17 protein-coding genes and 1 pseudogene are annotated in these 17,510 nt (G+C 75.1%); 7 read left to right on the top strand and 11 right to left on the bottom strand.

Annotated elements, in window-relative coordinates:
* Positions 1–274 precede the first annotated feature (274 nt).
* Positions 275–700: a cytochrome c oxidase subunit 4 gene (locus ACW0Q9_RS19630; RefSeq protein WP_456183329.1), complete on the bottom strand. Its 426-nt coding sequence runs from the start codon at positions 698–700 to the stop codon at positions 275–277.
* A 10-nt stretch (positions 701–710) separates the two neighbouring features.
* Positions 711–1,682 (bottom strand): aa3-type cytochrome oxidase subunit II, encoded by a 972-nt coding sequence (gene ctaC, locus ACW0Q9_RS19625; protein ID WP_456183327.1) that lies wholly within the window; start codon positions 1,680–1,682, stop codon positions 711–713.
* A gap of 171 nt (positions 1,683–1,853) precedes the next feature.
* Here ctaC and ACW0Q9_RS19620 point away from each other — a divergent pair, with 171 nt between their 5' ends.
* On the top strand, positions 1,854–3,005 hold the full coding sequence (locus ACW0Q9_RS19620) for a cysteine desulfurase family protein (RefSeq protein WP_456183325.1): 1,152 nt from the start codon (positions 1,854–1,856) through the stop codon (positions 3,003–3,005).
* The gene (locus ACW0Q9_RS19615) at positions 3,002–3,229 is read left to right on the top strand and encodes a sulfurtransferase TusA family protein (RefSeq protein ID WP_456183323.1); all 228 of its coding nucleotides are present in this window, start codon (positions 3,002–3,004) and stop codon (positions 3,227–3,229) included. Before ACW0Q9_RS19620 ends, ACW0Q9_RS19615 begins: the two co-directional genes overlap by 4 nt.
* 10 nt (positions 3,230–3,239) lie before the next feature.
* Here ACW0Q9_RS19615 and ACW0Q9_RS19610 read toward each other — a convergent pair whose 3' ends face one another.
* From ACW0Q9_RS19610 to ACW0Q9_RS19595, 4 genes are all read right to left on the bottom strand, one after another.
* Positions 3,240–3,758 carry an AAA family ATPase gene (locus ACW0Q9_RS19610; protein ID WP_456183321.1) on the bottom strand — a complete coding sequence of 173 codons (519 nt, stop codon included), beginning with the start codon at positions 3,756–3,758 and terminating at the stop codon, positions 3,240–3,242.
* 17 nt (positions 3,759–3,775) lie between these two features.
* Positions 3,776–4,750, bottom strand: coding sequence for a carbohydrate kinase family protein (locus ACW0Q9_RS19605; protein WP_456183319.1), 975 nt, complete (start codon positions 4,748–4,750; stop codon positions 3,776–3,778).
* 202 nt (positions 4,751–4,952) lie between these two features.
* Entirely contained in the window at positions 4,953–5,321 is a 369-nt protein-coding gene (gene erpA / locus ACW0Q9_RS19600; RefSeq protein ID WP_091320045.1) for an iron-sulfur cluster insertion protein ErpA, read from the bottom strand.
* Between the two features lie 166 nt (positions 5,322–5,487).
* On the bottom strand, positions 5,488–6,648 hold the full coding sequence (locus ACW0Q9_RS19595) for a glycerate kinase family protein (RefSeq protein WP_456183317.1): 1,161 nt from the start codon (positions 6,646–6,648) through the stop codon (positions 5,488–5,490).
* A 44-nt stretch (positions 6,649–6,692) separates the two neighbouring features.
* On the opposite strand from ACW0Q9_RS19595, the gene nadA reads away from it, so the two are divergent.
* From nadA to ACW0Q9_RS19580, 3 genes are all read left to right on the top strand, one after another.
* A complete protein-coding gene (gene nadA / locus ACW0Q9_RS19590) occupies positions 6,693–7,868 on the top strand; it encodes a quinolinate synthase NadA (protein ID WP_456183315.1) in 1,176 nt (391 codons plus the stop codon).
* 157 nt (positions 7,869–8,025) lie between these two features.
* Complete coding sequence (gene murA / locus ACW0Q9_RS19585) at positions 8,026–9,438, top strand: UDP-N-acetylglucosamine 1-carboxyvinyltransferase (protein ID WP_456183313.1); 1,413 nt, start codon at positions 8,026–8,028, stop codon at positions 9,436–9,438.
* Between the two features lie 121 nt (positions 9,439–9,559).
* Entirely contained in the window at positions 9,560–10,159 is a 600-nt protein-coding gene (locus tag ACW0Q9_RS19580) for a DUF3043 domain-containing protein (RefSeq protein ID WP_456183311.1), read from the top strand.
* 112 nt (positions 10,160–10,271) lie between these two features.
* On the opposite strand, the gene ACW0Q9_RS19575 is transcribed toward ACW0Q9_RS19580, so the two are convergent.
* Entirely contained in the window at positions 10,272–10,580 is a 309-nt protein-coding gene (locus tag ACW0Q9_RS19575) for an AzlD domain-containing protein (protein WP_456183309.1), read from the bottom strand.
* Positions 10,574–11,404 (bottom strand): AzlC family ABC transporter permease, encoded by an 831-nt coding sequence (locus ACW0Q9_RS19570; RefSeq protein ID WP_456183307.1) that lies wholly within the window; start codon positions 11,402–11,404, stop codon positions 10,574–10,576. The genes ACW0Q9_RS19575 and ACW0Q9_RS19570 overlap by 7 nt, the downstream gene beginning before the upstream one ends.
* A gap of 66 nt (positions 11,405–11,470) precedes the next feature.
* On the opposite strand from ACW0Q9_RS19570, the gene ACW0Q9_RS19565 reads away from it, so the two are divergent.
* Positions 11,471–12,031: a helix-turn-helix domain-containing protein gene (locus ACW0Q9_RS19565; protein WP_456183305.1), complete on the top strand. Its 561-nt coding sequence runs from the start codon at positions 11,471–11,473 to the stop codon at positions 12,029–12,031.
* 10 nt (positions 12,032–12,041) lie between these two features.
* Here ACW0Q9_RS19565 and ACW0Q9_RS19560 read toward each other — a convergent pair whose 3' ends face one another.
* From ACW0Q9_RS19560 to ACW0Q9_RS19550, 3 genes are read right to left on the bottom strand one after another with little or no spacing between them, the layout of a single operon-like run.
* Positions 12,042–13,010, bottom strand: coding sequence for an ABC transporter ATP-binding protein (locus ACW0Q9_RS19560; protein WP_456183303.1), 969 nt, complete (start codon positions 13,008–13,010; stop codon positions 12,042–12,044).
* Positions 13,007–13,828: an ABC transporter permease gene (locus ACW0Q9_RS19555; RefSeq protein ID WP_456183301.1), complete on the bottom strand. Its 822-nt coding sequence runs from the start codon at positions 13,826–13,828 to the stop codon at positions 13,007–13,009. The genes ACW0Q9_RS19560 and ACW0Q9_RS19555 overlap by 4 nt, the downstream gene beginning before the upstream one ends.
* Positions 13,821–14,672 (bottom strand): ABC transporter permease, encoded by an 852-nt coding sequence (locus ACW0Q9_RS19550; protein ID WP_456183299.1) that lies wholly within the window; start codon positions 14,670–14,672, stop codon positions 13,821–13,823. Before ACW0Q9_RS19550 ends, ACW0Q9_RS19555 begins: the two co-directional genes overlap by 8 nt.
* A gap of 162 nt (positions 14,673–14,834) precedes the next feature.
* On the opposite strand from ACW0Q9_RS19550, the pseudogene ACW0Q9_RS19545 reads away from it, so the two are divergent.
* Positions 14,835–17,510, top strand: a pseudogene (locus tag ACW0Q9_RS19545) (hypothetical protein); the annotation flags it as partial.

Genomic DNA, 17,510 nt, shown 5'->3' with positions numbered 1-17,510 from the left:
TAGCTGCGACATAAGCGACGAGTCACACCGCCAACCTCATGATCATGCGGCAGCGACGGCAGCAACGGCAGCGACGCCAGCGCGAAGGGGAAACGGCGCATCCCCCCTGCCCGCCGCCGTCCGTGGCATGCCCCACAACCCCGACGATCATGAGGTTCGCCGCGACAAAAGCGGCGAACCGCACCGCCAACCTCATGATCGACGCGCCGAACAGAGGGAAAAACGGAAGGCCCGCGGGCCCGGAGGGGGCGCGGGCCTTCCGCTGAAGTAACTGTCAGTGCTCGGCGGTGCGGCGGGTGCCGGAGTAGTACTCGAAGAGCAGGCCGCAGGCGGCGAAGACGACCGCCACCATGCCCACGCCCAGCAGCCAGAACTGCCAGAAGACCAGCCCGAGACCGGCGATCGCGGCGGCCAGGGCCAGGCCGAACGGCCAGTAGCTGCCCGGGCTGAAGAAGCCGATCTCGCCCGCGCCGTCGGCGATCTCGCCGTCCGGCCGGTCCTCGGGACGCAGGTCGATGCGGCGCGAGACGAACCAGAAGAAGCCGCCGCACATCGAGCAGAGCAGGAAGGACAGCAGCAGCGCCACGGTGCCGACCCACTCGACCCGGCCGCCGTCGCCGTACGTCCAGGCGCCGTAGAGGATGGTCGCGCCGAAGAGGAACGCCGCGATGGTGAGGAAGATCTTCCACTCGGTCTTCATGCCGGACCCCTCAGCTTCCCGCGCCGGCCGTCGCGTCGGACGGGTTGAAGTTGGCGGTGTTGCGCCGCGTCTTGAACGGCGTGGTCTCGGTGGCGTACGGGTTCTCGCCGATCGCCGAGAGCGCCTCCTGGGTCGACTTGCCGTCCTTCTTGGCAGCCAGGAACTGCTCGTACTTCTCGGGGGAGACGACCCGCAGCTCGAAGTTCATGAAGGCGTGGTAGCTGCCGCACAGCTCGGCGCAGCGGCCGACGAACGCGCCCTCCTGGTCGATGCTGGAGACCTCGAAGGTGTTGCGGACGCTGCCCGGCATGACGTCACGCTTGAACAGCAGCTCCGGCACCCAGAAGGAGTGGATGACGTCGCGGCTCTGCTCCTCGAACCGGATCGACTTGCCGCTCGGCAGCACCAGCACCGGGATGACCTCGCTGGTGCCCAGCACCGAGGCGACGGTGTTGGCGTCGCGGCCCTGGCCGTCGCGGTAGTTGAACTGCCAGTTCCACTTGAACGCGACGACCTCGACGGTGACGTCGGGGTTCCTCGACTCCTTCACCACGTCGGTCTGCACCACCGCGGTGTAGTAGAAGAGCACGGAGACCACGAGGATCGGCGCGATGGTGTAGAGGAACTCCATCGGCAGGTTGTAGCGGGTCTGCACCGGCAGCTCGTTGCCGCGCTTCCGGTAGCGGATCACGCACCAGAAGATCAGGCCCCAGACGAACACACCGACCGCGAGGGCCGCGATGCAGGACGCGATCCACAGGTCGTACATCCGGTGCGACTCGGGGGTGATGCCGCCCTGCGGCCAGCCGAAGCCGCCGAACGTCTTGCCGACGTCGCAGCCGGTGAGCAGAACCAGCAGCGCGGCTCCGCCGAGGCCGAGCCCGGCGAGTCGACCAGCACCACGCCGCCGGCGCCCGCCGGCCCCCGGGGAAGCGCTGTGCCGTACGGCCGACGGCCGTACCTCCGAACTCCTTGCGACCACCTGGTCCTGCCTCCCTAGCGCGCCGCGGTGATTGTTTCGCTCGACACCGACGGCAAAGGCGTCACCGACGGTCGCAGATTACTCGACCATGACGGGCCTGACCGTCTTGGGGTCACTGTCCGCCCCCATCGGGGGGATCTTGGGGGTACCGGCGCGATAGCGTGAACCTTCGTGAGCGCAAACCCGGTCTATCTGGACGCGGCCACGGCCGCCCCGCTGCATCCGGTCGCGCGGCAGGCGCTGCTGGCCGCGCTGGACGACGGCTGGGCCGACCCGGCCAGGCTCTACGGCCAGGCCCGCCGGGCCCGCCAGCTCCTCGACGCCGCCCGCGAGGCCGCCGCGCAGACCCTCGGCGTCCGCGCCGACGAGCTCTCCTTCACCCCCAGCGGTACGGCGGCCGCGCACGCCGCCGTGCTCGGCGGCCTGATCGGGCGGCGCCGGGCCGGGGCGGCCCTGGTGCACTCCGCGATCGAGCACTCGGCGGTGCTGCACGCCGCGGAGCGGCACGTGGCGGGCGGGGGCGACGCGGTGTCCGTACCCGTGGACCGGCTCGGCCGGGTGGACCTGGACGCCTGGGCGGCGGCGGTGGCCGCGCCCGGGGTGGCCCTGGCCGCCCTGATCGGGGCGAGTCACGAGGTGGGCACGGTGCAGCCGGTGCCCGCGGCGGCGGAGCTCTGCGCCGAGGCGGGGGTGCCGCTGTTCGTCGACGCGGCGCAGCTGGCCGGCCGGGCGCCGCTGCCGGCCGGCTGGTCGGTGCTGAGCGCCAGCGCGCACAAGTGGGGCGGGCCGCCCGGGGTCGGGGTGCTGGTGGTGCGCAAGGGCACCCGGTGGGAGTCGCCGTTCCCGGCCGACGAGCGGGAGTCGGGGCGTACCCCGGGGGTGGTGAACCTGCCGGCGGTGGTGGCCGCGGCGGCGAGCCTGCGCGCGGCCGCGGCCGACGCGGCGGCCGAGGCGACCCGGCTGGCCCCGCTGGTGGACCGGATCCGGACCCGGGTGGCGGCCGAGGTGCCCGACGTGGAGGTGGTCGGCGACCCGGTGGACCGCCTCCCCCACCTGGTCACCTTCTCCTGCCTGTACGTGGACGGCGAGGCGCTGCTGCACGCGCTGGACCGGCGGGGCTTCGCCGTCTCCTCCGGCTCCTCCTGCACCTCCTCGACGCTGCGGCCGTCCCACGTGCTGGAGGCGATGGGGGTGCTGTCGCACGGCAACGTCCGGGTGTCGCTGCACCGGGAGACCACCGAGGCGGACGTCGACCGGTTCCTGGCCGAGCTGCCCGGGATCGTCGCCGACCTGAGGGCCGAGGCGGGGGTGGCCGGGCTGTGAGCGAGCCGGACGAGGTCCTCGACTGCCGGGGCCAGCGCTGCCCGCTGCCCGTGATCAATCTCGCCCGGCGGCTGCCCGACCTGCCGGTCGGCGCGGTGGTCCGGGTGCTGGCCGACGACCCCGCCGCGGCCGTGGACATCCCGGCCTGGTGCCGGATGCGCGGCCAGGAGTTCGTGGCCGCGCACCCGGAGGGGCCGGGCTACGACGTGCGCCGCCGCCAGTGAGTCCGGCGGGTCAGCGGAGGTAGGCGAGGATCCCCGGCAGCGGGTCGGTGTCGACGGCCGTGTCGACCACCAGGCGGGGGCCGATCAGCGGCTCGTACTCCGCCCGACGGAGCAGCGTCTCCTCCCAGCCGGGGAGGTTCTCGTCGGCCTCGACCCGGCGACGGTGCTCCGCCTCGTCGCCGCAGTGCACCTCGACCACCCGCAGCGGCACGCCGGCCCGCTCGGCCAGGTCGTGCCAGAGGCCCCGGGCACCGGCCACCGGGTTCACGGCGTCGACCACCACGCTCAGCCCGAGCCCGAGCTGCACCTCGGCCAGCCCGGCGACCGCGCCGTAGGCGGCCATTCCGGGCACGTCGCCGACCAGGCCGTACCGGCCCAGGGCCCGCTCCACAGGGTCGACCGGCAGGACCGGGGCGCGCAGTGCGGCACCGACCCGGCGGGCGAGGGTGCTCTTGCCGACGCCGGGCAGCCCGGCGAAGGCCACCAGCACCGGATCGCCGGGCCCCGGGCGGACCGCGGTCGGGTCCATCCCGGGCCCGGGGCCGGTCACAGCAGGTGCGGCCGGACGTCCTCGGCGGCCGCGTCGCCGTACGACTCGGCGAGCCGCTTGACGAACAGGTCCCGGCGGACCTCGTACTCCTGGCCGCCGAAGTTCTCCAGCACCAGCGTGGCGAGCAGGCAGCCGACCTGGGCGGCGCGCTCCAGGTTGACGCCCCAGTTGAGCGCGGCGAAGAAGCCGGCCCGGAAGCCGTCGCCGACGCCGGTCGGGTCGACCGCCTGGATCTCCCGGGCGATCGGCACCCGGATGGTGCCGACCTCCCGGCCGGCGATCTCCACGCCCTGCTTGCCCAGCGTGGTGACCCGGACCTTGACCCGGTCCAGCAGCTGGGCGTCGGTCAGCCCGGCCTTGCTCTGGAGCAGCGACTTCTCGTACTCGTTGGTCATCAGGTAGTCGGCGCCGTCGACCAGGCCGAGCACGTCCGCGCCGTCCATCCGGGCGAGCTGCTGCGACGGGTCGGCCACGAAGGCGTACCCGCGCTCCCGGCACTCGGCGGAGTGCCGGATCATCGCGGCCGGGTCGTTGGCGCTGACCAGCACCAGGTCGAGGCCGCCGAGGCGCTGGGCCACCGGGGCCAGTTCGATGTTGCGGGCCTCGCTCATGGCGCCCGCGTAGAACGAGGCGATCTGGCACATGTCGGTGTCGGTGGTGCAGACGAAGCGGGCCGTGTGCGCCACCTCGCTGACGTGCACCGAGTCGCAGTCGACGCCGTGCCGCTCCAGCCAGGACCGGTAGTCGGCGAAGTCCGGCCCGACGGCGCCGAGCAGGACCGGGCGCAGCCCGAGCTGGGCCATGCCGAAGGCGATGTTGGCGGCGGTGCCGCCGCGCCGGAGCACCAGCTCGTCGACGAGGAAGGACAGCGAGACCTTGTCGAGCTGGTCGGCGAGGAGCTGGTCGGCGAACCGGCCGGGGAAGCTCATCAGGTGGTCGGTCGCGATCGAGCCGGTCACGGCGATCTTCATGTCAACCCTCGTGGTCGGGAGCACGGCGCGGGTCAGCCTACCGGTCGCCCCGACCGGTCGGACGGGGGTCGGTCGACAACCGGTCGTCCCCCGAAGATCCGGACGTCACCGCCCGGACACCCGCGTTCGGCACGAAAAAACGGCGGGACCAGCCCGTGAGGGATGGTCCCGCCGTCAGGCAGGCGTCGTCGGCCCGGTCGACTCAGCTGAACGAGTCGCCGCAGGCGCAGGAGTTGCCGGCGTTCGGGTTGTCGATGGTGAAGCCCTGGGCGTCGATCCGGTCGGCGAAGTCGATGGTGGCGCCGGCCAGGTAGGGGGCGCTCATCCGGTCGACGACGACCTCGACACCGCCGAAGTCGGTGACGACGTCACCGTCGAGCGACCGCTCGTCGAAGAACAGCTGGTACCGCAGGCCGGAGCAGCCGCCCGGCTGCACCGCGACCCGGAGCCGCAGGTCGTCACGGCCCTCCTGCTCGATCAGGGCCTTGACCTTCTGCGCCGCGACGTCGGTGAGGACGACGGTGCTGGGGGCCTTGGCCTCGGTCGACTCGGTCTGCGCTGGCGTGGTCACGTGGAAGTCTCCCTGCGCGGTATGGGGTCCGGACGCACTGGCCAACGCCGCGCGTCCGCCAGTGATTCCCGGTGTGGTCCAGATCCGATCGTACGCCGCCCGGGCGGGTGTCACCTCCGGTGGCACCGGCCGCGCCGGGTGAGCCGCGCCGCAGGCCAGGGCCGACTCAGCGGCTCCACTGGCGGGCCAGCCGCGCGCCGAGCGCGCGCAGTCCCTCGGCCGGGCGGCTCATCGCCGCCTCCACTCCCCCGCGCTCCTCGCCGCCGAAGTGCTCCACCAGGCTGTGCGCCTCGGTCACACCGGCCGCGGCGGCCTCCCGCCGCCCGGTGCTCACCCGGCCGGCCAGCACCACGCAGGGCACCCCGCGGTCCCGGGCCGCCCCGGCCACCCCGGCGACCACCTTGCCGCGCAGCGACTGGTGGTCGAAGGAGCCCTCGCCGGTGATCACCAGGTCGGCGGCGTCCAGCGCGGCGTCCAGGCCGATGGCCCGGGTGACCAGCCCGATGCCCGACTCGCACCGGCCGCCGAGCGCGAGGACCGCCGCGCCGAGGCCGCCGGCCGCGCCGCCACCGGGCAGCGCGCCGAGCCCCGACGGGCAGCCCGGCAGGTCCTTCTCCAGCACCGCCGCCCAGCGCTCCAGGGCGGCGTCGAGCAGCAGCACGTCCGCCCGGGTGGCGCCCTTCTGGGGGCCGTACACGTTGCTGGCGCCGTGCAGCCCGAGCAGCGGGTTGTCGACGTCGGTGGCGGCGACCAGCGCCGCGCCGCGGACCCGGGGCGCGCCGTCCAGCGCGGTCACCGCGGCGAGGGCCGCCCCGCCGTACGGCAGGGCCCGGCCGGCCTCGTCCAGCGGGGTGACGCCGAGCGGGGTGAGCATCCCGGCGCCGCCGTCGTTGGTGGCCGAGCCGCCCAGCCCGATCACCACGGTCCGCGCCCCGGCCTCGATCGCGGCGGCGACCAGCAGGCCCAGCCCGTACGAGGTGGTCGCCTTCGGGTCCCGCTCGGCGGCGGAGAGCAGGTGCAGCCCGCACGCCTGGGCGCTCTCCAGGTAGGCCACGCCGTCGTCGGTGAGCAGGATCTCACCGGCGGCGGGGCGGCCGAGCGGGTCGACGGTGGGCACCGGCAGCAGCCGGCCGCCGAGCGCACCGGCGAGCACGGCGACGAACCCGGGGCCGCCGTCGGCCAGCGGCCGGACCAGCAGCTCGTCGCCGGGGGCCACCTCCCGCCAGCCCTCGGCCACGGCGGCGGCCACCTCCTGGGCCGGCAGCGTGCCGGCGAACTTGTCCGGGCAGAGCAGCACGCGCATGCCGAGCAGTGTGGCAGGCCACATCCGTGGCGGCCGCGTGGCCGTCCCGCTGTGGGACCATGGTTGGCGTGACTTCGACCTGGGTTGAGCCCTCCAACACCGCCACTGCGCTGCTGCTCCTCGGCCGCGGCAGCGACCCCGCCACCGAGCGTGGCGTGGAGTGTCCGGGTGACCTCCCCGCGCCGAGCGACCCGGACCTGGTGGCCCGGGCGACCGCGGCGAAGGCCGCGCTCGGCACGAAGGTCTTCGTGCTGGGCCACCACTACCAGCGCGACGAGGTGATCCAGTTCGCCGACGTGACCGGCGACTCGTTCAAGCTGGCCCGGGAGGCGGCGGCCCGCCCCGACGCGGAATACATCGTCTTCTGCGGCGTGCACTTCATGGCCGAGAGCGCCGACATCCTCACCTCGGACCGCCAGAAGGTGATCCTGCCCGACCTCGCCGCCGGCTGCTCGATGGCCGACATGGCGGTGCTGTCGCAGGTCGAGACCGCCTGGGACGTGCTGACCGAGCTGGGCATCGCGGCGGACACCGTCCCGGTGACGTACATGAACTCCTCGGCGGACATCAAGGGCTTCGTCGGGCGGCACGGCGGCGTGGTCTGCACCTCGTCGAACGCCAAGCGGGCGCTGGACTGGGCGTTCGAGCAGGGGCAGAAGGTGCTCTTCCTCCCCGACCAGCACCTGGGCCGCAACACCGCCGTCCTGGAGATGGGCTTCTCGCTGGACGACTGCGTGCTCTACGACCCGCACAAGCCGAACGGCGGGCTGACCCCGGAACAGCTGCGCGACGCGAAGATGATCCTCTGGCGCGGGCACTGCTCGGTGCACGGCCGCTTCACCCTCGACAGCGTCAACGACGTGCGCGAGCGGGTGCCGGGTGTCAACGTGCTGGTCCACCCCGAGTGCCGGCACGAGGTCGTCACGGCCGCCGACCAGGTCGGCTCCACGGAGTTCATCATCAAGACCATCGAGGCGGCCCCGGCCGGCTCCGCGTGGGCGGTCGGCACCGAGCTGAACCTGGTCCGCCGGCTGGCGCTGGCCCACCCGGACAAGCAGATCATGTTCCTCGACCGCGCGGTCTGCTACTGCTCGACGATGAACCGCATCGACCTGCCGCACCTGGTCTGGGCGCTGGAGGAGCTGGTCGCCGGCCGGGTGGTCAACCAGATCACCGTGGACCCGGACACCGCCGGACACGCCCGGGCCGCGCTGGACCAGATGCTCGCCCTCCCGGGCGCCTGATCACCCTCGGTCACATCACTGGTACGGAAACGCGGCGGATTCCCCGGTTCGTGCCCTCACTGGTGATGTGACCGATTCCATTTTCGTCACCGAGGGCTATGCTGCCGGGGCGACGACACACGCGGGGCGTTTTCACCGGGCCCCGATCCGGGTAGCGATGCAGATCGTGCACCCCACCCACCTACACGGCAGCACCAACGCGCTGGAGGTTGCGTTGACCGACGACGTCCTGGTCGTACACGGAGGCAGTCCGCTCGAAGGGCGGATCCGCGTTCGCGGCGCGAAGAACCTCGTGTCCAAGGCGATGGTCGCCGCCCTGCTGGGCGACACCCCCAGCCGGCTGTTCGACGTGCCGCGGATCCGGGACGTGGAGGTCGTCCGCGGGCTCCTCGGCCTGCACGGTGTCAAGGTCAGCGACGGCGAGGAGGACGGTGAGCTGGTCTTCGACCCGTCCAACGTCGAGAGCGCCAGCACCGACCAGATCAACGTGCACGCCGGTTCGAGCCGCATCCCGATCCTGTTCTGCGGCCCGCTCCTGCACCGGCTCGGCCACGCCTTCATCCCCGACCTGGGCGGCTGCCACATCGGCCCGCGCCCGATCGACTTCCACCTCCAGGCGCTGCGCGAGTTCGGCGCGACCGTGGACAAGACCCCGGAGGGGCTGCACCTGTCGGCGCCGAACGGGCTGCACGGCACCAAGTTCGCCCTGCCGTACCCGAGCGTGGGCGCCACCGAGCAGGTGCTGCTCACCGCGGTGATGGCCGAGGGCGTCACCGAGCTGCGCAACGCGGCGGTCGAGCCCGAGATCATCGACCTCATCTGCGTGCTGCAGAAGATGGGCGCGATCATCAAGGTGCACACCGACCGGGTGATCGAGATCCAGGGCGTGAAGCGGCTCAGCGGCTACACCCACCGGCCGATCCCGGACCGGATCGAGGCGGCGAGCTGGGCGGCGGCCGCGCTGGCCACCCGGGGTCACGTCGAGGTGCTGGGCGCCCAGCAGGCCGACATGATGACCTTCCTGAACATCTTCCGCTCGGTCGGCGGCGAGTACGAGGTGACCGACCTCCGCCCGCCGCGCGCCGGCCGGCCGGGCCAGGAGGGCGGCATCCGGTTCTGGCACCCGGGCGGCGAGCTGAACGCGGTGGCGCTGGAGACCGACGTCCACCCCGGCTTCATGACCGACTGGCAGCAGCCGCTGGTGGTGGCGCTCACCCAGGCCCGCGGCCTGTCGATCGTCCACGAGACGGTCTACGAGCAGCGGCTCGGCTACACCGAGGCGCTGAACTCGATGGGCGCGAACATCCAGGTCTACCGGGACTGCCTGGGCGGCACGCCGTGCCGCTTCGGCCGGCGCAACTTCAAGCACTCCGCGGTGATCGCCGGCCCGAGCAAGCTGCACGCCGCCGACCTGGTCATCCCGGACCTGCGGGCCGGCTTCAGCCACCTGATCGCGGCGCTGGCCGCCGAGGGCACCTCGCGGGTGTACGGCGTCGACCTGATCAACCGGGGCTACGAGGACTTCGAGGCCAAGCTGGCGGACCTGGGCGCGCACGTCGAGCGTCCGTAGGTCCCACCCACCTGCGACAACTCCAGCTCGGCGCGTCTGACGCCGCGCCGCGACCTGGAGCCGTCGGCCCGGTGCACCCGCGATGTGCACCGGGCGCGGCTGGTTGGCTACCCTTGCCGGCGTGCCGTCGCTGTTTCGCCGTAAGCCCGCCGACCTCGTCGAGGAGTCCGTCACCCCGGTGACGACCGACGAGGAGACCTCCGCTGCCCGCCCCCGGGGCTACACGCCTGCCAAGGGGCGCGAGACCCCGAAGCGCCCGACCGCGGGTCGCCGCCCGGCCGCCCCGGCCCGTCCCCTCACCAAGGAGGAGGCCCGGGAGCAGCGCCGCGCGGCGCGCGCCGAGGCGGCGGCCGAGTTCCGGCGTGAGGGTGGCCCGCGTGACCGGGGCCCGGAGCGGCTGCTGGCCCGCAACGTGGTCGACTCCCGGCGCACGGTGGGCACCTGGTTCTTCGGCGGTGCGCTGATCGTGCTGCTCGGCTCCAACCAGGCCATGCCGCCGATCATCCGGCTGCTGTCGAACCTGCTCTGGGGCGCGCTGGCGCTCGGCGTGGTGATCGACTCGGTGCTGATCTCCCGGAAGATCAAGAAGCTGGTCCGCGAGCGCTACCCGAAGAGCACCGAGCGGCTCGGCTCGCTCTACTTCTACGCGATCATGCGGTCGATCACGTTCCGCAAGATGCGGGCGCCGGCGCCGCAGGTGAACATCGGCGACAAGATCTGACCGGGTCCGCCCGGACTTCCGACACTCCAGCTCGGCGCGTCTGACGCCGCGCCGCGACCTGAAGCCGTCGCCGGCCCCTTCCCGCCCCGGCGGGAAGGGGCCGATGTCGTCCTCAGGCCACCCCGAGCAGGCGCAGCAGCGCGGTGGTGCCCGCCGCCGCGAGCACGACCAGCACGAAGGGCGCCCGCCACCAGGCGAGCAGCAGGCCGACCAGCACCCCCGTGGGCCGGGCGTAGCCGGCGAAGCCGCCGGCCTCGGTGAGCGCCGCGGTGGCGGCGAGGGCGGCCAGCAGCGCGGCGGCGCCGACCGGCAGCAGGTGGCGGGACCACTCGGGCAGTTCCAGCCGGTCGCGCAGCAGCACTCCGGCGACACGGAAGCCGTAGGTGCCGGCGGCCAGGGCCAGGATCACCGCGATCAGCACGACGCCTCCCCGGCCCGCACGACGCGTCCCGCCTCGCCGCCGTCCGCCGACCCACCGCCGGGCTCGTCCGGCCGGGCGTCGGCCGGCCCGGCGTCGTCCGGCCCGGTGGCGGGGTCGGCCGGCGCGGCCCCGGCGTCGTCCTGCTCGCCGGTCGGCCGACGGCGACTCAGTACGGGCAGGACCAGCGCGGCGAGCGCCAGCAGCACCGGCAGCCCGGCGGGCAGCAGCGGGGTGGCCAGCACGGCCAGCCCGGCGCCGGTGAGCGCCACCCGGCGGGTCTCCCGGTCGCGCAGGCTGGGCAGTAGCAGGGCGGCCAGCCCGGCCGGGAAGGCGGCGTCGAGCCCCAGGGCGCCCGGGTCACCCACCGCGCCGCCGGCGACCACGCCGAGCCCGGTGCCGGCGTTCCAGGCCAGGAAGAGCACCACCCCGGCGAGCCAGAACGCCCGCCGGCGCCCCGACCCGGCCGGGCGGGCCAGGGCGAACGCGGTCGCCTCGTCGGTCATCAGGTGGCTGCCGAACAGCCGCTGCCAGCGCCGGGGGCCCAGGGTGCCGCCCAGGGCCAGGCCGAACGGCAGGTGCCGGGCGTTGAGCAGCAGGCCGGCGAAGATGGCCGCGAGCGGGCTGCCCGCCGCGATCAGGCCCACGGCCATGAACTGGGCGCCCCCGGCGAAGACCAGCACCGACATGGCCAGGGTTGCCCAGGCGGGCAGGCCGGCGGCCACCGCCACGGCGCCGAACGAGGCGCCCACGGCGACCATCGCCGCGCCGATAGCGGCGACGTCGCGGAGCACCCGGGCGTCGTCCGTTCGATCTGCCGTACGCATGTCCATTATCCTGAACACGAACACCCGTGTTCGTCAAACCGAACAAACAGACCACTGGAGCGAACAATGGCTGTCGACCCCGCTCCCCCGCTCGCCACGATCGCGGCCGCCCTGCGCCGCGAGCGCGACCGGGCGGGCCTGTCGCTGACCGAGCTGGCCCGCCGCGCCGGCATCGCCAAGTCCACCCTCTCCCAGCTGGAGTCGGGCGCCGGCAACCCCAGCGTGGAGACGCTCTGGGCCCTCGGGGTGGCACTGGGCGTACCGTTCAGCCGCCTGGTCGAACCCCCCACCGCCGCCGTCCGGGTGGTCCGGGCCGGCGAGGGGCCGCGGATCCGCTCCGAGCACGCCGACTTCTCGGCGACCCTGCTCGCCGCCGGCGCACCGCACGCCCGGCGCGACGTCTACGTGATGGAGCTGGAACCCGGGGCCGTGCGGCTCGCCGAGGCACACACCCCGCGCAGCGTCGAGCACGTCGTGGTCGCGGCCGGCCGGATGCGCGTCGGTCCGGAGACCGACCTGGTCGAGCTGGGACCGGGCGACTACGCCACCTTCCCCGGCGACACCCCGCACCGGTACGAGGCGCTGGCCCCCGGCACCTTCGCCGTGCTGGTGATGGAGCACCCGTGAGGGCGGCCGCTCAGCCGACCTCGGCCGGGGCGCGGTAGAGCCGGGCCACGACCTCCTCGATGTCCGGCTCCACGATCGAGATGTCCCGCAACGTGGCCAGGCCGGCCAGCCCGGCCACCACCTCGGCGACGCTCGCCGACTCCAGCGCGAAGACCAGCCGGCGCCCGTCCGCCTCCACCCGCTGCACGGGGGCGCCCGGCAGCACCGGCGGCGCGGGCAGCGCGGCGTCCAGCTCGGCCACCACCATGCGCCGGGAGCCGTACCGGCTGTGCAGCGCGGCGATCGAGCCGTCGTGCACCACCCGCCCGTGGTCGATCACCACGAGGCGCCGGCAGAGCCGCTCGATGTCGGCCAGGTCGTGGGTGGTGAGCACCAGGGTGGTGTCGCCGGCCCGGCCCAGCTCCGCCAGGAAGCCGCGGACCGCCTGCTTGCTGACCACGTCCAGCCCGATGGTCGGCTCGTCGAGGAAGAGCACCTCGGGGCCGTGCAGCAGGGCGGCGGTCAGCTCGCCGCGCATCCGCTGGCCCAGGGAGAGCTGCCGGACCGGGGTGTCCAGGAACTCGTCGAGGTCGAGCAGGCTCCGGCACCGGGCCAGCCGGGCCGCGTGCTCGCCGGCCGGCACCCGGTAGACGTGCCGCAGCAGCCCGAACGAGTCGCGCAGCGGCAGATCCCACCAGAGCTGCGAGCGCTGCCCGAAGACCACGCCGATGCGCAACGCCAGCCGGGTCCGGTCGGCCACCGGCCGGAGCCCGCAGACCCGGGCCTGCCCCGCCGAGGGCATCAGCACGCCGGTGAGCATCTTCAGGGTCGTCGACTTGCCGGCGCCGTTCGGGCCGATGTAGCCGAGCATCTCGCCGCGCTCCACCCGCAGGTCCACCCCGTCGACCGCGGTGACCGTCCGCTTCTCCCGGCGCAGCCGCCCGGCCTTCACCCGGACGGTGAACTCCTTGCGCAGCCCGTCCATCTCGATGACGTTCATGACCCCGTACTCCGGTAGTGGCGGATCCCGACGCGCCAGGCCACGGCGGCGACCCCCGCGGCGACCAGCGCGACGCCCGGCGAGGCCCAGCCCACCCAGGCCGGCAGGCCCAGCGGGTCGGCCCGGCCCAGCAGCGCCAGCGCCGGGTGGTAGCTGACGAAGGCGAAACCCATCCCGTACGCGAAGAGCGCGCGGAACCAGCCGCCGTAGACGGTGACCGGGTACGAGGTGAAGTCGCGCCCGCCGTAGGTGACCGAGTTGGCCAGCTCGCCCGAGTCGATCCAGTAGAACGACACCGTCGCCGTGGTGACGAAGACCGCGGCGAAGAAGACCACCGCGGCCGGCGGGGCGACCAGCGCGAGCACCACCCGGCCCGGCGTCCAGTCGATGCCGGCCGAGCCGAGGGCGAAGATCAGCACGGCCAGCCCGAAGATCGCCCGGGAGACCTTGCGCAGCGGCAGGTCCATGAGGAGCAGCTGGGGCAGCGCGGCCAGCGGCCGGACGAGCACGGCGTCGAAGAGGCCGGTGCGCACGTAGCGGGGCAGGCGCTCGATGTTGCCGACCAGCAGGTCGGCGGTGGCGAACGCGAACGACGACAGGCCGACGACGACAAGCGTCTCGCGGAGCGTGAAGCCGCCCAGCTCCCGGGTGACCCCGAACAGCACCAGCACGGTCACCACGTCGAACACGGTGGCGCCCATGTTGCCGACCAGGTCCACCACGAACGAGGTGCGGTACGACGCCTGCGACCGCGCCTGCGCCCCGAGCAGCGCCCGGTACGCCCGCCAGGCCCCGGTCGGCGTCCCCGGCTCAGCCACCCTGCACCACCAGCCGGTGCTCGGCCCGGCGCTGCACCAGCCGGCAGAGCGCCAGCAGCAGCACCGCCCAGCCGAGCTGGAGCCCGACCAGGCCTAGCTCGGTCGGCATCGGCTCCCGCTCGACCAGCACGTCCAGCGGGACCTGCAACAGGCTGGGGAACGGGGTGGCGTACCGCAGCGTGGCCTCCAGCCAGCCCGGGAGGAAGCCCAGCGGGAAGTAGAGGCCGGCCAGCACCCCGGAGCCCAGCGTCCAGAGGATCATCGGCCCGCGCACGTCCTGCAGCCAGTACGCGGTGGCGTTGACCAGGTAGCGGCAGCCGAAGCAGACCAGCACGGCGAGCAGCGCGGAGAGCCCGAACAGCGGCAGGGTGGCCCAGTGCCGCGGGAGGTAGACCTCGAAGAAGAACGGGCCGATCACCACCGGCGGCACCAGCCGGGCCAGCGAGGCGAACCCGGCCCGGCCCAGGTCGGCGGCGAGGTAGCTGGTCACCGGGTGCACCGGGCGGAGCAGGTCGGCGGCGATCTCCCCGGTCCGGATCCGGTCGGCCAGCTCGGTCCAGCCCCAGATGGCGATCACCGCCAGCAACCCCTGCCCGGCCCAGACGAAGGTGCCGAGCTGGGCCCGGTCGTAGCCGGCCACCGTGCCGGCCGCGCCGGCCACCGCGAGGAAGATGTAGCAGCGGAGGAAGCCGAAGACGGTGTTGGTGACGACGCCCGCCACGGCGGCCTGCCGGTAGGTGGCGTGACGCCGGAAGCCGGAGGCCACTATCGCGCCGAATGTCCGAAACCATCGGGTAACGTTTGGATTCGTGGGCGGTGCCACAGTGGCGGTGACCGAGCCCACGCCGCTACCCTCCTTCCGCAGCCACGAGGTGCTGGACCGGGCGACTCTACCGGCACGTCGGGGTGCCCAGCGCGACAATTTCCAACGAGGTGACATCGCCGTGAGCGAGCGACGCGAGCCGGCCCCGGGGCCGCGCCGCGCGGGCGGCGACAGGGTCGGCCGATGAGCGGCTGGGACCGCTGGCGTGAGCTGGCCGAGCCGTCCTGGGCTGCGGAACCGACCCACGAGTGGCGTCCGCAGTTCCCCGGGCAGCGCTATCCGGGCGACATCGGTCTCGAGCACCTGACCCCGCCGGCGTCGCGTGGCCGTGCCGCCGTGGTCGGCCGGGCCGAGGTGCACCCGGTCAGCCCTGCTCCCGGCGGCGAGGACGCCTACCCGGTCAGCCCGGCCGGCCCCGACGACCTCGACCGGCGGCGCGGCACGTACCCCGTCAGCCCGGCCGGCCCCGACGACCTCGACCGGCGGCGCGGCACGTACCCCGTCAGCCCGGCCGGCCCCCAGGAGCGCGACCGGCGGCGCGACGGGCGGCCGGGCGGTGACGGGCGGCGGGCCGAGGACGGTTCCCGGTACGGCCCGCCCGGTGAGCGGTACGACCAGCGGTGGGTGCGCCCCGAGCCGGCGCGCGGGACGGCGCCGCACCGGCCCGTCTCCCCCGCCCCCGAGCCCGGCTGGGTGCCGGAGCCGGACGAGCGCCCGCACCACGCGCCGGCACGAGCGGGCCGGCCGGAGCAGCACCGCTCGCCTGCCGACGCGCGTACCGGTCCGCCGCCGCACGGCCCGGTGGACCGGCGCGAGCCGGCGTTCGACGGCCGGCGGGACCCGGCGTTCCACGATCGGCGGGAGGCCGCGTTCGACGGCGGGCGCCCGGCGGGCTTCGACGGGCGGCGGGAGCCGGCCTTCGAGGGGCGGCGGGACCCGGGCTTCGACGGGCGGCCGGGCCGGCGGGAGGCCGACCCGGGGCGTCCGGCGGACCGGCGCGACCAGGAGGTGCCCGGCCGGCGGGAGCAGGGCTTCGACGGTCGCCGCGACGCCGGGGTCCCCCGCCCGGCGGATCGCCGGGACCAGGACTTCCGCCCTCCGGGCGAGCGGGGTTACGAGGGCCCGCCGCGTGGCGAGCCGGGCCGGAGCCACGACGGACCACCACGCCGGGAGCTGGACCGGGGCTACGACGGACCGCCGCGCCGCGAGGGTGCCGCGCGCGCCGAGACCTACCGGGAGGCGCCCGAGGCTGGGCGCCGGCCGGCGGACCCGTACCGCGCCGAGCCGGGCCGGTACGGCGAGTCGCGCCCCGCCGCGTTCCGGCCCGACGAGCGGCGGGACGGTCAGCGTCCCCCGGTCGACCGTGCCCGCCCACACCACGAGGAGTGGCCGGTCGTCGAGCGGCGGCCGCGCACCGAGCCGGCCGCGTACCGGCCCGACGAGCGGCACCGTCCGCCGGTGGACCGGCCCGGCCCGGAGGGCCGTCCCGTCCGTCCCGTGGACGAAGCGGCGCGCTACGACGGCCGTCGCCCCGACTCGGCCGGCCCGCGGCCGGACTTCGCCGGGCCACGCCGGGAGCCCGTCGGCCCTCGGCCGGAGCCCGTCGGCCCTCGGCCGGAGCCCGTCGGCCCTCGGCCGGAGCCCGTCGGCCCTCGGCCGGAATCCGTCGGGCCCCGGCCGGAATCCGTCGGGCCCCGGCCGGAGTTCCGGGCTCGGCCGGACGGGTGGCAGGGGCGGCCGGGCGAGCCAGGGACGGCCCGCCCGGGCGACGGGTGGCGACCGCCGGTCGAGCCGGCCGCGCGTACCCGCCCGGAGGAGCTGCGGGACCGGCCGGTGCGCCCCGACGAGGCCCGGCAGCAGCCACCGGCCGGTGCCCGCCCGGACCAGGGACGCGAGGCGGCGCCGCCGGCCACCCCGACCCGTGCTGGGGAGCGGCAGGTTCCGCCGATGCCGGCGCCTCCGCCGCGTGCCGACGACGCCCGCCCGCGGCCGGTGCCGCCGGCGCGGCCGGACGAGCCGCGTCAGCCGGCGCCGCCGGCCCGGCCCGACCAGGCCACGCGCCATCCGGTGGAGCCGGCCGCCCGGTCGGGACCGGGCTGGGCGACGCCCACCTCCGGCGCGCCGGTGTCGGGCGCACCGGTCCCCGGCGCGTCGGTCTCCGGCATGCCGATGTCGGGGGCGCCCGTCTCGGGACCGCCGGTCGTCGACGGGCCTGTTCCCCACCGTCCGGTGTCGGGCGCACCGGTCTCCGGCGCGCCTGTCTCCGGCATGCCCGTGTCGGGGGCGCCAGTTTCGGGACCGCCGGTCGTCGACAGGCCCGTGCCCGGCCGTCCGGTCTCGGGCGCACCCGTCTCCGGCGCACCAATTTCGGGGGCGCCCGTCTCCGGTCCGCCCACCTCGCCGAGCGATCGACCGGTGCCGGGCGTCCGGTTCGACCGGCCGGCGGCACCCGAGGTGGCGGGCCCTCCCGCCTATCCCGCCGGGCAGCCGGCGGTGGACGCCCGCCCCGGTCACCCGCCCGCACCGGAGGCGTCGGCCGGCACGCCGCCCGCCGCCGACCTGCGCGTCGAGTTCCTGCCCGGGGCCGCCGACTCCGCGCCGCCGCCCGGCAAAGACAGGCCGGCCGACCGCGAGGAGCCGGCGGCGCGGACCGGGCACGGCCCGGACGTCCCGCCGCGCCCGGCCGCGGCGCCTCCGGTGTACGGCGCACCCGCCGCAACGCCCGACCGACCGGCCGAGTCTCCGGTCGTCGGTGCCCAGCGCAACCCGACGCCGCCCGCCCGCACCGCCGCGGCCGTGCCGCCCGCACCCTCCGGTCCGGTGGCGTCCCCGGCAGCCTCCCGAGCGGTCGACGCCCCC

The sequence above is a fragment of the Micromonospora sp. I033 genome (genome assembly GCF_053890995.1).
Note: the sequence above shows the minus strand (reverse complement) of the source record. Positions and strands in the feature narration are given on the sequence as shown.

Coding starts and splice junctions, on each gene's coding strand:
- ACW0Q9_RS19630 (WP_456183329.1), bottom strand. CDS start 700: ATGAAGACCGAGTGGAAGATCTTCCTCACCATCGCGGCGTTCCTCTTC.
- ACW0Q9_RS19610 (WP_456183321.1), bottom strand. CDS start 3,758: ATGGACCCGACCGCGGTCCGCCCGGGGCCCGGCGATCCGGTGCTGGTG.
- ACW0Q9_RS19605 (WP_456183319.1), bottom strand. CDS start 4,750: ATGAAGATCGCCGTGACCGGCTCGATCGCGACCGACCACCTGATGAGC.
- ACW0Q9_RS19595 (WP_456183317.1), bottom strand. CDS start 6,648: ATGTGGCCTGCCACACTGCTCGGCATGCGCGTGCTGCTCTGCCCGGAC.
- murA (WP_456183313.1), top strand. CDS start 8,026: ATGCAGATCGTGCACCCCACCCACCTACACGGCAGCACCAACGCGCTG.
- ACW0Q9_RS19570 (WP_456183307.1), bottom strand. CDS start 11,404: ATGCGTACGGCAGATCGAACGGACGACGCCCGGGTGCTCCGCGACGTC.
- ACW0Q9_RS19565 (WP_456183305.1), top strand. CDS start 11,471: ATGGCTGTCGACCCCGCTCCCCCGCTCGCCACGATCGCGGCCGCCCTG.
- ACW0Q9_RS19560 (WP_456183303.1), bottom strand. CDS start 13,010: ATGAACGTCATCGAGATGGACGGGCTGCGCAAGGAGTTCACCGTCCGG.